Here is a 14478-nt window from a genome sequence, read left to right on the forward strand (position 1 = left end):
GGAAGGGGAGTTATACGGATTGAGGACTGGGGCGATCGCCACTTCTGCTAATATAGGGGGTTATGGGGGGAGTAAGGGGGGATGTGGGCTGGGAGTCGGCGGTTGGCGATCGCTTTGAGGGGTGATATAATTCGGGTTGATGCCTCGATAAATTCTTTCGCCGCAGGGGGAGGTGGCAAGGTGCGATCGTATTACATCACAGCCGGCCTACCACTACCCTAGCAGGATTACTGAAATCCTGGGAAATGGGGATGAAGTGCTGAAGTGCGATCGTTTTTTGAAAAGCATCCACCGCCTCTTCTAGCTTACCGCTCGGCAGCAGTTGATTACCCCTAACTAAATCGCTGACCAATTCCTTGACTCCCCAGACCAAAGCTGATACAATACCGAAGCATTACCCTATTATACTAGAGCCTTGTAAATAATCTATCAAGTTGGGTAAGTATCGTGATATGGTATAATCCTCGGTTATGTCAGGGGTAGGTGTGAATTGGGAAGTTAGTTATGAGAAGTAGTCAAGGAATGAGTGCGGGTGAGTTACTGAAGCAGGCTAATCAGTTGAAACGCTCTGGGAAGTTTGAAGAGGCGATCGCTCTCTATAATAAGGGTATTGAGAACCGTTTTAACACTGTATATAATACAATGAAAAAAATGTATAATTTTTTGGTAAATTTGGTTTAATTTGGATGTTACTAGAGTTTATTGTTAACTGTTTTTAGGATTCTAAATCATGGCTCATAAATCGACAAATATTAGTTCAAGAGTAACCCCTATAAAACGGGTTTATATTAGAGGATGTCCGCGATCAGGCAATACACTTATCCTATATATGTGTAGGGCTGGATTTAAAAATAGTCATATATTAGAAGAACAGGAAATCCCAGTAAAAGAAAAAAGTTTTGCTGATAAAGTTACCTTTGGTACTTTCCCTTCACCTCACACATCTCCACACAGAAAAATATGGGCAGAACATTTTTTGGACGACGAGGATGCAGGAATTATATTTATGCTTCGCGATCCTAGAGATGTTCTTTTATCCGATCATGGTTTAAAACCTGGTCAGCCCTGGATAGGAGACCCGCAAAGATGGATTGATAATGCTGTTTTGTTGCAAAAGTTAGAGAGTCATCCTAGAGTTATACCAGTAAAATTTGAGGAGTTGTTAACTAAACCAAACGAAGTACAAGAAAAAATCGCAAAAGCTTTTGGTTTAGAGATAGGAGTACCTTTCTCTGAGTGCTGGAAGCACTTTGCAATGCCTACTCTGAATAATCTGCAATCTCTAAAAGGAATAAGACCATTAGACTCTACGAGAATTGGCAACTGGAAAGGCGATAACGAAAAAAGCAATTATGTCACCAATAAATTACAAGCGCAGTCAAAGATATTCGCTTTAATGGATCATTTTGGATACGACACATCTACATCAGAATTTATTAAAGAAAATGCCGATTTGAAAAGAACGATTCCTTTTTATAATGATCTGATATCTCAACTCTATGTAGAAAATCCGTATAATGACTTTAACTTCAAAGAATACCCAATAGATTTACAAGGGTGGAACGGCAAGCATAAGGTATTTGCTCAAACGATATCGACAATCAAGCCCAAGATAATTATTGAAGTTGGAGTCTGGAAGGGACAGGCAACTATCCACATGGCAGAGATAGCTACAAAAGTTGATCCGGAAGTAATTGTGATATCTATAGATACTTGGCTAGGTAGCCCCGAACATTGGAATCCTAAGAGACCTGATAAGATTTTCTGGTCTCTTAAACTTAAACATGGATATCCAGGATTATACTACCAATTTTTAGCAAATGTGATGTGGAAAGGGTTAGAAAACAACATTCTTCCTTTACCCCAAACCAGTACGAATGCGGCAATCATCCTAAAACGTCTTGGAATTAAAGCAGATATGATACATATTGATGCAGGTCACGACTTTGAAAACGTTTATTCAGACTTGGTTAATTATTGGGATTTATTGACAGAAGGAGGAGTATTAATCGGAGATGATTTTACCTGGGAAGGTGTAAAAAGGGCAGCAGAACATTTTTGTTCTGAGCGTAATCTTAAGCTGGTTGAAGACTCTCCCAAATACATCATAAGTAAAGATAATTCAATCTAATAATTCTATCAACAAATAAAACCAGACTGAAATGGCAAAAGCTGCTGTATCGATTTCCGCTTATAACCGACCCGAATACTTTAAACAAGTGGTTGAGTCCCTAGAAAACAATCCAGAATCAAGCTTTTTGGATTTCTACTTTTTCTTAGATGGTGGGCAAGAATCAGCTCAAGAAGAAAATGCAAAAATTATTACCAATTCTTCAATAGTTAATAAGCATATTATTGCCAGACATAATAATTGGGGTTTGGGTCGGAATATGATTGAAGCTAGATGCACCCTATTCGATGTTTGCGGATATGATCGAGTTCTGGTGTTAGAAGACGATATGGTTCTTTCTCCTTATTATATTGGTTTAATTTTTAGGCTTTTGGACTGGTCAGAAGCTAATTTTGATGATGTCGGTGTTGTTCAAGGATGGTTTCCCTGTCAGTGGAACAGAGAAGAAAAATTGCATCATTTAGATAAGGTATGTGTAGGAAACCCTCATTGGTGGGGATATGCTTTATCTCGGAAAGTATGGGATGAAATTAAATCATTGCTATATGAGTATGAGGATAGATTTTTAAAAGATAGAGCTTACAGCCAACGTGATGATCATGCGATTCGAGAATTTTATAAGAAAATATTAGAAGATCAAAACCGAAAAGAAAGAGGTTTAAAAAATGGCCTCAGACTTGGGATATGCGGCCACATTTTTTGAGCCCAAAATTTCCGACCGGACAGGATGCAGCAACTACACTGACTCTTTGGCTATCAGGATATAACAAGATTAATACATTGGTTAATCGAGGTTTAGCAATTGGCACATTTGGAACACATTTCACGGAGTCTCAATTTAAAATGATGGGACTCAACAAAGTTGTTTTAGATGTCTTTGAAATAGATAAAAACCTGGAGCAATTTGTAGCTTCTGATGCTCATGCAAATGTGTTAGATAAATACGATCATAGAAATAACTCAGAAAAATCATGCTTAATTAATTCAGAACTAGAAAGTAAACCAACTACTATTAGCCTATTACCTTCAATAAAAAAGGATGTGTTAAAAGATCATGTTACAACAGATAATAGTTATTTGATAGTTGCTAATAGGCTTAAACGCCAAGGCAAATTAGAGGAGGCGATCACTACTTATCATCAAGCGATTTATCAAAATCCTAACTTTGCTTGGACATATTATGGTTTAGGAGAAGCCTTGGAAAAATTAGATCGTCTAAATGAAGCCTTGGAAGCCTATTCTAAAGCAGTGGAGTTAAACCCAAGTTCAAGTTTGTTAAGTGATAAATTAGGTGTAGCACTCGAGAAATTGAAGAAAGTCAGCGACAATCTATCCAGTCTATAAAAGTTAAGTGTCAACTGAACTGTTTACTTTTATATAGATAGAAAGTCAATCGTACCAAGGGACTAAAGCTCGATATATTTGTCAAGTGGTATAAATCTCGTGATATGGTATGATAATCATGATTCATGACCTGGTGTTATGTTAAAGTAAGCCCGATACCAGATATGGTTTTCATCTAACCCAACTGATTTACCCTGCGATCGCCAACAGAAGACTATGCCCTATAATCTGAATATACCTGGACAATTTACAGAAAGAGGACTGTGGGCAATTGAAGCCCTTGCCAAATTAGTTCCACCGGGTGGAGTCGTCGTCGAAGTCGGCTCCTTTCTAGGACTGTCCTCCTACGCATGGGCTAAAAGTGTTCATTCATCCGTAACTGTTTACTGTATTGATTCCTGGGAGCAAGACGTAGAATACGCTCAAAAGTGGCGGGACAGGTATCAGACCGATTATAACTTAGAGAATTTTCGCGAGTTTACTAAAAACTGCCCTAATTTGGTGGCTTTACCCGGTTTAAGTCCCCAAGATTTTGCTGATTGGGATAAGTCGATAGATCTATATTGTCTCAACGTAGACTATCAAAATATAGTGTTTGGGGAGAACCTGAGTTTCTGGTCACAATTTTTGAAGCCAGATGGAATTATTTGTGGTCGCGGCTACGGTCAAGAGTTTCCAATGGTTATTGAGGAGGTAAGGAAACTTACCAACTTGTATAGTGTAGAGCCTGTAATTGTGGAAGGCATTTGGTGTATAGCTTCTGGTGTAGATTCTGAAAAGTTAAATGGTTTCGCCAAAATTAACGAAATTCATGGTTATGAATATGAGTTAAGTATTAATGAACCTCCAGCCCTTTTGGAGCCTGGAGATTTACTTAAAGTTTCAGGTAAACTCCAAAATATTAGTAGACGAGATTGGGATGTATTTATTGGTGAGCGGGCAATTCTTAAAATAGGCATTCAAGTTTATGAAGAAAATAAACCTGGTCGTCAGGAATTTAGGATATCTCTGGGTGTAGATAAATTTATGGATGGTGCAACTATTGAGTTTGAAGACTTCATTGATACTAAACTGTTCAAGCAAGGAAAAATTAGATTAGTGTTTGATGTAGTGGCAGAAGGTCATTATTGGTTTGAGGAAAAAGGATCTAAACCTCAAACAATCACAGTGCCAATTTTACCTGTAACTGCGGGTAATTTAATCAAGGTTGGTAACCAACTGAAACGGGCAGGAAAGTTAACAGAAGCGATCGCCAGTTATCGTCATGCTCTGGAGTTAAATCCTAACTTATCCTGGTTATATTACAACTTAGCAGATGCTTTAGATAAACAAGGTAATATGAGTCAGGCAGTTACCAATTATTGCCATGCAATCGATTTAAACCCTAATTCATTTTGGTTTTATTATAGCTTCATGGAAATGTTATATAAGCATGGCAAATATTATCAGGCAATTGGCTACTACCAAACTATAATGAAACTACAAAAATTAAAAAATATTTTGTATAAAAATAAGTCCAAAAAAATCCTCGTTCATAAGTTGTTACATAAATATAAGGTTATCAATAATGATGTCATGAGCTTTGTTATGGACAATGGTTTTGATCCGGAACTGTATGCTACAACTAACAATGAAAAATGGAATGAATTCAAAGCTTGTCCCTCTGTTAATAATCACGAAATAAACCTTTATCAACATGAAAAAAAGATATATTCCCAAAATGAAGAAGATGGTGTTATTGAAAAAATATTTGAAGTGATAAAAACCACTAATAAATATTATGTTGAGTTTGGAGTAGAAAATGGAAATGAATGTAATACTAGAAATTTGAGAGAAAATTACGGATGGACAGGATTATTGATGGATGGAGGTTGGGAAAATAAAGAAATAGGCTTATATAAGGAGTTTATTACTGCTGAAAATATCAATCATCTCTTCAAAAAATATGATGTACCTCAAGAATTTGACTTATTATGTATCGATATCGATTATAATGATTTTTATGTTTGGAAAAGTTTAGATGAAATCTATCAGCCTCGTGTTGTTATTATACAATATAATGCTTCACATTTACCTATGGAAGATAAAGTTGTTAAATACGAACCGAATGCTGTGTGGGACGGTACAAATTACTGTGGTGCAAGTATAAGAGCATTGTATAATTTAGGCAAACATAAAGGATATTCCTTGATTTATGCAGAAAAGAAAGGTGTCAATCTATTTTTTGTAAAGAGTTCAATATTAAGTACAATTGAATATTCATTTAAAAATACAAATAATATATTTTTGCTCTACAATTATCCTCAATATGGTTCAGATATTCGTGGGGGTCACAGACAGGATGGTAAAAATAGAGAATATGTTAGCTCAGTTGAGATTTTATCAACATAAATCAGATTCAATTATGAGGATATATATATTGCATGATATGAGAAGTTGAATTAATCAATTTTTTATCGAATATGACACCCAGACTGTGAACGGATTTTTCTGCCTTGCCTGTTGCTTGCTATAAATCTTACATTATGATAAAGTCCAAAGGCAGAGGATATTCAGATTGAAACTTTTTGCGTAATGTGCTATAAATGGTTTGAATCTTTTTGAAAAACCGAAAATTTTTGGTTATATGATCCTAGCTGGTGGAGTCACAAAAATTTACCAATGAAAACAGCATTAATCAGTGGAATCAGTGGACAAGATGGAGCTTACCTGGCTCAGTTGTTGCTAAACAGAGGTTATGCAGTTTGCGGAACCTCCAGAGATGCCCAAATATCTAAGTTTGCGAATTTACATCGTTTGGGCATTTATGATAAAATCAAGTTGGCATCAATGGCTCTCAACGATTTTCGTAGCGTTTTGCAAGTCTTGGCTAAAATTCAGCCGGATGAGATTTATAATTTGGCAGGTCAAAGCTCAGTAGGTCTTTCTTTTGAACAACCCGTAGAAACCTTAGAAAGCATCGCTACAGGAACCTTAAACCTATTGGAAGCCATTCGTTTTATGGGAGTTCCCATAAAAAGCTACCACGCTTCCTCTGGGGAATGTTTTGGCAACACGAATAACCTTCCGGCTGACGAAAATACACCTTTTCATCCCAGAAGTCCCTATGCGGTGGCTAAGGCTACGGCTTTTTGGCAAGTTGCCAATTATCGAGAAGCCTACAATTTGTTTGCCTGTTCTGGTGTATTATATAATCACGAATCACCTCTGAGGCCAGAAAGATTTGTGACCCAGAAAATTGTTTCAGCAGCTTGTCGTATTGCCAAAGGGAGCAAGGAAAAGCTATACTTGGGTAATGTTGATGTATTTCGAGACTGGGGCTGGGCTCCCGAGTATGTAGAGAGTATGTATTTGATGTTGCAACAGGATGAGCCAATGGATTATGTGATTGCCACGGGTGAGACTTACTCCTTGGCGGATTTTGTGACTAAGACTTTTGAATGTGTGGGCTTAGATTGGCAAAACCATGTAGTAACAGATGCTAACTTGTACCGACCAACAGATATTGCTTGGGGAGGAGGAAACCCCATGCTGGCAAAAGAAAGACTAGGATGGAAAGCAAAGTTTAAGATGCCAGAGGTAGTTAGGATGATGGTTGATGCTCAGTTTAATATTTCATGATTGACAAAATCATCAAACAATCCAGAGAAGTTTGTAAATGCAAAAACCAGATATTTTATATGAAAAGGAAGCAACTAAATCAGACTTTTGGTATAAATATTGCAGGCCATATAACCGGAGATTTTGGCTTGGCAGAGGCTGCAAGATCTAATATAAGAGCAGTTAAAAGTGCTGGTATATCATACGCATTGAATAATCTTAATGTTGTTAACGGAGAATATACAGACACTACATATACCAATTTTTCAAAGGATAATCCCTATCCAGTGAATTTGGTAGTAACCAATCCAAACTGGTTGTATGAAGGTGTTTACAACAAGATATTTGATGATTTTACCATTGAATACTTTAAAAACAAGTATAATATTGGATTTTGGTTCTGGGAACTACCAAAATTTCCATCTGAATGGGAGTTTGCTTTTGAATTTTTTGATGAGATATGGACAGCTAGTGGATATGTAGCTGATGCCGTGTCAGCAGTATCACCAATTCCCGTACTGAAGATTCCTCTCTGCCTTGAAATTAACAAACCATCATTAAGTAGGAGCGAATTAGGGTTACCTGAATCTAAATTCATATTCTTGTTTACCTTCGATTTTGGTAGTTCATTTGTCCGCAAAAATCCCTTGGCTACTATCATGGCTTTTCAAAAAGCTTTCGGAAAATTAAATCATGATGTTTTACTCATAGTTAAGTTTTCAAATTCACATCATTATCCTGCTCAACGAGATGAACTTTTAGACCTTATTAAAGACTGGTCTTCGATTCAAATCATAGAAGGACATTTACCTAAACACAAAATTCATGGACTTATATATAATTGTGATTGTTATGTATCCTTACACCGCGCAGAAGGCTTTGGCTTGGGCATGGCAGAAGCCATGTTTTACGGCAAACCTGTAATAGCTACTGCTTACTCATCTAATCTGGATTTTATGAACGTAGGTAACAGTTTTTTGGTACAGTATGATTTAGTAACTACAACCGAAGATTATGGCCCTTATCCGACAGGCAGTATTTGGGCTGATGCTAGTATTGATCACGCGGCTCAGTTAATGCAGTCCGTTTTTAGCAACTATGATCATGCCCAAGAGATTGGAACTCAGGCTGCCAAGGATATTCAGTCTTTACTGAGTCCGCAAGCTATTGGTAGCCAAATAAACAAACGTCTGGAACTTATTAGAATAAGAACAAATAATTGGAAATCATCAGTCAGAAAGACTGCTTTTTTAGAAATAAAAACTGATATAGATTCATTAGAATTACAAATTCAAGGTTGGAAGCTGGCTTGTCAACAGGTAAGACAAGAGTTACAAGAATATCAAATCAAACTCCTTGAAAGTGATAAAAACTTCAAAGCTTCAAATCTTCTAAGTAAACAGCAATCAATTACCCATTAATATAATGATGCTAAATCAACAACTTGACTACTCCTTTGGGGTTAATGCTTTTGGCCACGTTAGTGGTGAATATGGTATGGGTCAGGCAATACGATCCACTATTAGAGCAATGGAAACAGCGAAAATTCCTTTTGTTATCCGAGATTTTAAAGTAAAATGGCATAGAAATTTAGACAACAGCTATACAGAGTTCTCAAATCAAAATCCTTACCCAATCAACTTGATACATATTAACCCAAGTAAATTGTTAGATAGCATTGAACCCGAGTATTTTAAAAATAAATACAACATAGGATTCTGGGCATGGGAATTGCTGGAATGTCCGCAAGCTTGGTATTCTGAGTTTGACCTATTTGATGAAATATGGACTTATAGCAATTATGCAGCATCAGCCCTCGCACTGGCTTCACCAATACCTATTTTCAAGATGCCACTAACCATTTATTTGCCTAAACCCATTATTGGAAGAAAGGATTTAGGTTTACCCCAATCCAAATTTATTTTTCTATTTATGTTTGATTTTCGCAGCACATTTGCAAGAAAAAATCCCCTAGCTGTAGTTAAAGCTTTTAAAAAAGCCTTTGGAGATTCCCGTGATGTCATGCTAATCCTAAAATTTTCTAATGCTGATGCTTTTCCAAAAAAGTTTGCTGAATTGTTGAAAAATATTGACAATGATAAATCAATATACACTATTAACAAACACTTAATGAAAGAAGAAATTAATGGACTAATTAATAGCTGTAATTGCTATATATCGCTGCATCGTGCAGAAGGTTTTGGTTTAACAATGGCAGAAGCCATGTTTTATGGTAAACCTGTGATTTCTACAGGTTACTCATCCAATATCGAGTTTATGAATGTTAATAATAGCTTTTTAGTTAAGTACAAACTGATAAAAAATCCTCAAGATGAAGGGCCATATCCCAAAGGATGCGTATGGGCAGATCCGGATATTGACCATGCAGCATTTTTAATGAAGTACGTTTTTGAAAACTATGAAGAATCCCAAAAAATCGGAAAGAGAGCAGCACTAGACATCCGTTCTATACTAGGCGATCAAGCAATTGGTGATAGGATTAAAAATAGGATTGATTACATTATGGCTAAAATTAACCAGTCTGGCTCCGACTATCATATTCATCAATTAAAAGCGGAGAGAGAGGGATTAATACAGCAACTCCAAGCTTGGAAAGAGACTGGCAAGCAAACCCAAACTCAACTTGTTAAAATTCGTTCTCAACTTAACAAGCTTAGTATGAACTGATAATTTATAGCAAATATTTATTAACTTGAGTTACCTATAATAGAGGATGCTTTAGTAAGAAAATACTCAACCATTCTGGAGTATTCTCGTGTTATAGTATACTAGGATCTAATTCGAGAACACGGCGATAGCAAAGACTGGCTTCTGTGACTTTTCCCAAGTTTGCGAGACAATCTCCAAGACTGAGTTGAGAAAAAGATAAATCTGGCTTTATTTCTACAGCATGGCTATAAGCATTCATAGCTTTTTCCCAACATCTTAGTTTACGGTAAACATCTCCTAAGTTATGATAGCTATAAGGAAAGTCTGGCTGTAACCTAATGGAGTAGCTGTATGCTTCGATCGCTTTTTCGAGTTTTCCTGCCTTCGCCAACTCATCGCCCAAAGAATGATACAAGTGATGAGGAAACTCATAAGATAACTCAGTGGATTTTTGCAAACAGGCAAGCGCCTTATCCCAATGTTTGAGTTGCATCATGGCTATACCTAGCTCGTAATGTATATGACCAGCAGAAGGATGTAAAGCAATAGCCTGCTGATAAAAATTTACAGCCTCAGACCAAAGACCTGCATCACCCTTCTGCTTACCCAAGCCTAACAGCCTATCCGCTTCAATAACATCTACCCTGGTGGAATTATTAGCATTAACTAAAACTTGAAGCGGTTTTTCAGAGCCTTTTATATCCAGTTGCTCTTTTGGTTCACCAATCAAGTCTCGGACATAATTATCCCAACCCTGCTTAAATAAACGATGGTTATTCTCCCTAACCTCACGACGCTGTGGCTGATTTCCCTTCTGGCGAGTCGCCCCCTCTTGGTGCTGCAAACTCACCTGATTAATGCAGTAACACTTCTTCTGTAAATCCCGCCCCAAACGCAAACAAAAATCAATATCCTCCAAACCATAATCATAATCCAGAGAAAAGCCGCCGACCCTTTCCAAATCACCCTTCCGACACAACAAAAACGCCCCCGTCACCGCCGGAAAGAAATCACCCTCAGCCGTAGCATTCGCCAAATAATCCTTCAGACTCCCATGGCGAATTTGTTCCGGCTGGAAATAACCTCGCTTTTCGTTCCAAACAAACTCAATACCCGTATGCTGCACTCCCGGTTCCTTTCCTTTCGGTAACGACGAAGGCTCATCATCCAAACGCACCCCCACCGCCCCAATGGTGGCATCATCCAACCGACTCACTGCCAAAGGCAACACATCCGAACTAAAAACAATATCATTATTCAGAAACAGCAAATAAGGATGCTTCGCCAAACCCGCCCCATAATTACAAGAATTGGAAAACGAAAAATTAGCACCTCGGTTAATATAACGAACATCCCCCTTAATCGCCTGCTGACGAACCACCTCAGCCGTGTTATCTTCCGAACCGTGGTCAATAATAATGAACTCAACCGGAAAATAAGTATTCGTGGCAAAAAAACTAGACAGAAGCCGCCGTAGCAAACCCGCCCCATTCCAACTGAGGACAACAATAGAAACTCCCTGACCCACCGGGCGCAATCTCCGAGTTTCTAACACACCCTCTCCCCAGTGTTGCCAAACCGACCCCACAGCAGGGAACCCCGCCAATAACAAATTCAACTCATCCGAGAGGACGCCAACCCCGCTGCGAACCTCATCCATAACCGCAGCCAACCGAGGCCCATTCACCCCAAACCCAAACTCCGTGGCAAATAACTCCCGACCGCGAACCCTGAGCCGATCGCATTCCGCCTCATCTGATAATACCCTATCCAAAACCGCAGGCAAATCCCCCTCAGCCACGGGAACCACAGCCCCCGACTCAATCACATCAGCCACCGCCGCCGTTTCCGACAACAGCACCACCAACCCCATTCCCAAAGCATCCGACAACTTCGCCGGAATTTGGAACTGCGACACCCGAAAGTCCGCATCCTGCAACAGGACACAAATATCACCCACCGCCACCACATCCGGGATAGACTCAAAGGGCTGATTCCCCACAAACACATAGTCCACCCCAGGGATACCCTGCAACTCCTCTTTTAACTTCCCATCGGGGAAATCCCCAATAATCGCAAATACGACATCCTTGCGCCCCAAACTCCCCAAAGCACGAGCCGTGGTCACCAAACCCTTATGCTTCCTTGGCGTACCAAAAAACAGCACCACCTTTTTATCCTGAGCAATACCAAAGCGTTCCCGACTGCGACGCTTCAGGTCAGCCGAAGGCACAAACCTCGCCTCATCCCGTGCATGACGAATCACCACCCCGCCATAACGCTCCTGCAAAGCCCGATTCGAGACCGTCACCCCATCAAACTCCCGCACCAAACCCACTGCGATGCGAGTCCACTCCTTACCCTGCAAATGCTTCCATTTTGGCAAACCTTCCCCAGACTCCAACAACTCCCGCAAATCCACAGGTTCTGATGCCCTAACAAAAATCAACTCCTCATCATCAATATCGACAATCACCCGCGCACCCCAGACCAGCTTATATAAAAGCCCAAAAATAATATTCGGCATCCGAGGCTTCGACAAATGCACCACCTCATAGGGATGCGCCAAAACCAGACCCAAAGCCTGCTCAACAAACCGTCCCTCATCCTCAACCCGTATCGTATGACAACGAATCTCGCCCCCCCGAATCGGCTCCCACACCTGCCCCCCGTACTTAGGAAACAGACAGCCAATCAACTCCACCTCAGCAAAACCCCCATACAACTGCGCCAAAGTATAGGCACGTCCGGCAGCATTATGGGACAACTCCCAACCGCACACCCCCACCCGAGGACGCTCCTTCCCAGCATCCGCTGCCATTACCAATCTGCCGTGATGATGACCCACGGCATCCACCAAAACCCCCTCGTCCGACTCATCCCCATGCCAAAGCCCCACCAGCCCCGGTTCTTCCCCCGTCAGACCTTCACACATTCCCTCGCGAATCTCATCCCCACTCAGAGCCCGATTCCACAGGCGCACCTCCGACAACTTGCCATCGTGAAACCGCTGCCATTGCGGACTTCCCATCAACCGCACCGGAGCCTCAGTCCCCGCCGCCTCCGACTCCCCGCTCCAATCATCCTCTCGCCGGAGAACCCCATTAAAATAAATGCGCCCATACTGCCCCACCTTCCGCACGCAAGCCACATGAACCCACTCATGCAGCCTGATATCCTTTTTGGGAACCCAGTTAATCGATGTAGAACAACCGTCCCCCTTGCCATAATACCACTGACCCTTCTGGTCATCCTTCAACCGAAAGCAGAACTCATTTTGCTCGTCGCTGACACACTTAGAGATAATCTCCGTCCAACTCTCCGGCCACTGTCGCAAATACAGCCAAAACTCGACCGTCAAATCCCCCGTAATACTCAACTCCTGACTGTGGTCAATTTCCCCATGAGTCTTCTTCTGGGGTCGAAAATCCACCACCGGACACCGACCCGACCCCGGAGCCACCCGCCAATATTCTCCCCATTGGGCGGCAGCTTCTGTCCAGCGACCCAATCCCATCAAAGCCAAAGCCAACCGCCGTCGCCAATCTACCGCCCCCGGATAGCGCTCCAGCAGCCACTTCCAATGCTCCACCACCTCTGACCAGCGACCCAACTCCACCAAAGTATCAGCCAAAAGCCGATGCACCTCGGGCGTTTCCACCCCCAATTTCACCGCCCGTCGCCACTCCACCACGGCTTCAACGGGACGTTCCAACTCCGCCAAAGCGCGTCCCAAACCCAAGGAAGCCGGACCGCACTCCCCAAACTCCAGGACCACTTGGCGATACTGGTCTACCGCCTCCGTCGGGCGCCCCAACTTCTCCAAAACTGCAGCGACAGCCAAGGCAGAGTCAACCCCCGGACTCAACTCCCCACAGCGACGATAGAACCCCAAAGCCTCCTGAAGCTGGTCTCGTCGCTGGCACAATTTCCCCAGATAAAAATAGGCTTCCCCCTGGTCTGGTTGCAACTCCAGAGTCCGCCGCAAACAACCCTCCGCCCGGTCGAGGTCTGTTCCCCCCTCCACCAAAGCCACCCCCAAAGCCAACTGCAATTGGGGGTCATCACCCTGAAAATCCACGGCACGCTGCAAATAACCCGCAGCCTCCTGAAATCGTCCGTGGCGGCGCAACAGGTAGCCCAACTGTAAGTTAAATTCTGCCACCCCCGGCTTCAAAGCTACGGCTTTCCGATAGGCTTCCATAGCGGGTTCCCAATGCTGTTGGTGAACCAAAGCTTGACCCAAGGGCAAATAAAACTTATAATAATCAGGCTTTAATTCCAAGCCCTGATTTAATACTTCTATAGCCTCATCCCAACGTTCGGACTTGACCAAAGCCACCCCGAGGCGATAGTAGCAGAGATAATTGGAACCGAGAGAAATAGCTTGTCGATATGCGGACACAGCCCCTTCCCAGTCCTCCAACTGAGTGAGAGCCTCTCCCAAATAGTAGTGATGCCAGGAGAGGTCTGGCGTTAACTCAATACCCCGGCGATACTCAGCTACGGCTTCTTGAATTTTTCCTTGTTGGAGGAGTTTATTGGCGATTTCGAGGCTAGAGTTATCGACAGTGCTGGTCATACGGGGACACGAAATTAATTACCAAACCATCTGCGATTATATCATAGGGTTTGGCGATTGGCAAGAAATTTACAGATGATTTTAGGCGAGGTTTGGAAAGGCGATCGCTTGTTTCTGGAAACTTCGAGAAACCCGGTTTTTTCAAAAAACA

Annotated in this window: 10 protein-coding genes; 8 read left to right on the plus strand and 2 right to left on the minus strand. The window is 41.4% G+C overall.

The window, feature by feature from the left end; genetic code table 11:
- Nucleotides 1-196: 196 nt before the first annotated feature.
- On the minus strand, nt 197-352 hold the full coding sequence (locus P5683_RS17805; RefSeq protein WP_315669460.1) for a hypothetical protein: 156 nt from the start codon (nt 350-352) through the stop codon (nt 197-199).
- 152 nt (nt 353-504) lie between these two features.
- On the opposite strand from P5683_RS17805, the gene P5683_RS17810 reads away from it, so the two are divergent.
- The 8 genes from P5683_RS17810 (at nt 505) to P5683_RS17845 (ending at nt 9763) form a co-directional block, all read left to right on the plus strand.
- On the plus strand, nt 505-681 hold the full coding sequence (locus tag P5683_RS17810; protein ID WP_315669461.1) for a hypothetical protein: 177 nt from the start codon (nt 505-507) through the stop codon (nt 679-681).
- 49 nt (nt 682-730) lie between these two features.
- Entirely contained in the window at nt 731-2131 is a 1401-nt protein-coding gene (locus tag P5683_RS17815) for a class I SAM-dependent methyltransferase (RefSeq protein ID WP_315669462.1), read from the plus strand.
- A gap of 31 nt (nt 2132-2162) precedes the next feature.
- Nucleotides 2163-2834 carry a glycosyltransferase gene (locus P5683_RS17820; RefSeq protein WP_315669463.1) on the plus strand — a complete coding sequence of 224 codons (672 nt, stop codon included), beginning with the start codon at nt 2163-2165 and terminating at the stop codon, nt 2832-2834.
- On the plus strand, nt 2831-3475 hold the full coding sequence (locus P5683_RS17825) for a tetratricopeptide repeat protein (RefSeq protein WP_315669464.1): 645 nt from the start codon (nt 2831-2833) through the stop codon (nt 3473-3475). Before P5683_RS17820 ends, P5683_RS17825 begins: the two co-directional genes overlap by 4 nt.
- A gap of 216 nt (nt 3476-3691) precedes the next feature.
- Nucleotides 3692-5866, plus strand: coding sequence for a tetratricopeptide repeat protein (locus P5683_RS17830; protein ID WP_315669465.1), 2175 nt, complete (start codon nt 3692-3694; stop codon nt 5864-5866).
- A 270-nt stretch (nt 5867-6136) separates the two neighbouring features.
- Entirely contained in the window at nt 6137-7096 is a 960-nt protein-coding gene (locus P5683_RS17835; RefSeq protein ID WP_315669466.1) for a GDP-mannose 4,6-dehydratase, read from the plus strand.
- Nucleotides 7093-8496 carry a glycosyltransferase gene (locus P5683_RS17840; RefSeq protein WP_315669467.1) on the plus strand — a complete coding sequence of 468 codons (1404 nt, stop codon included), beginning with the start codon at nt 7093-7095 and terminating at the stop codon, nt 8494-8496. The genes P5683_RS17835 and P5683_RS17840 overlap by 4 nt, the downstream gene beginning before the upstream one ends.
- Nucleotides 8497-8500: 4 nt before the next feature.
- Complete coding sequence (locus P5683_RS17845) at nt 8501-9763, plus strand: glycosyltransferase (RefSeq protein ID WP_315669468.1); 1263 nt, start codon at nt 8501-8503, stop codon at nt 9761-9763.
- Nucleotides 9764-9854: 91 nt separating this feature from the next.
- Here the strand turns inward: P5683_RS17845 and P5683_RS17850 are convergent, their stop codons facing one another.
- Complete coding sequence (locus P5683_RS17850; protein WP_315669469.1) at nt 9855-14327, minus strand: tetratricopeptide repeat protein; 4473 nt, start codon at nt 14325-14327, stop codon at nt 9855-9857.
- Nucleotides 14328-14478 lie beyond the last annotated feature (151 nt).

Origin of the sequence: Limnospira sp. PMC 1279.21 (genome assembly GCF_032349615.1) — a bacterium.
In the GTDB taxonomy this organism is placed as follows: domain Bacteria; phylum Cyanobacteriota; class Cyanobacteriia; order Cyanobacteriales; family Microcoleaceae; genus Limnospira; species Limnospira fusiformis.

Coding starts and splice junctions, on each gene's coding strand:
- P5683_RS17830 (WP_315669465.1), top strand. CDS start 3,692: ATGCCCTATAATCTGAATATACCTGGACAATTTACAGAAAGAGGACTG.
- P5683_RS17840 (WP_315669467.1), top strand. CDS start 7,093: ATGATTGACAAAATCATCAAACAATCCAGAGAAGTTTGTAAATGCAAA.
- P5683_RS17810 (WP_315669461.1), top strand. CDS start 505: ATGAGAAGTAGTCAAGGAATGAGTGCGGGTGAGTTACTGAAGCAGGCT.
- P5683_RS17820 (WP_315669463.1), top strand. CDS start 2,163: ATGGCAAAAGCTGCTGTATCGATTTCCGCTTATAACCGACCCGAATAC.
- P5683_RS17815 (WP_315669462.1), top strand. CDS start 731: ATGGCTCATAAATCGACAAATATTAGTTCAAGAGTAACCCCTATAAAA.
- P5683_RS17850 (WP_315669469.1), bottom strand. CDS start 14,327: ATGACCAGCACTGTCGATAACTCTAGCCTCGAAATCGCCAATAAACTC.
- P5683_RS17835 (WP_315669466.1), top strand. CDS start 6,137: ATGAAAACAGCATTAATCAGTGGAATCAGTGGACAAGATGGAGCTTAC.
- P5683_RS17845 (WP_315669468.1), top strand. CDS start 8,501: ATGATGCTAAATCAACAACTTGACTACTCCTTTGGGGTTAATGCTTTT.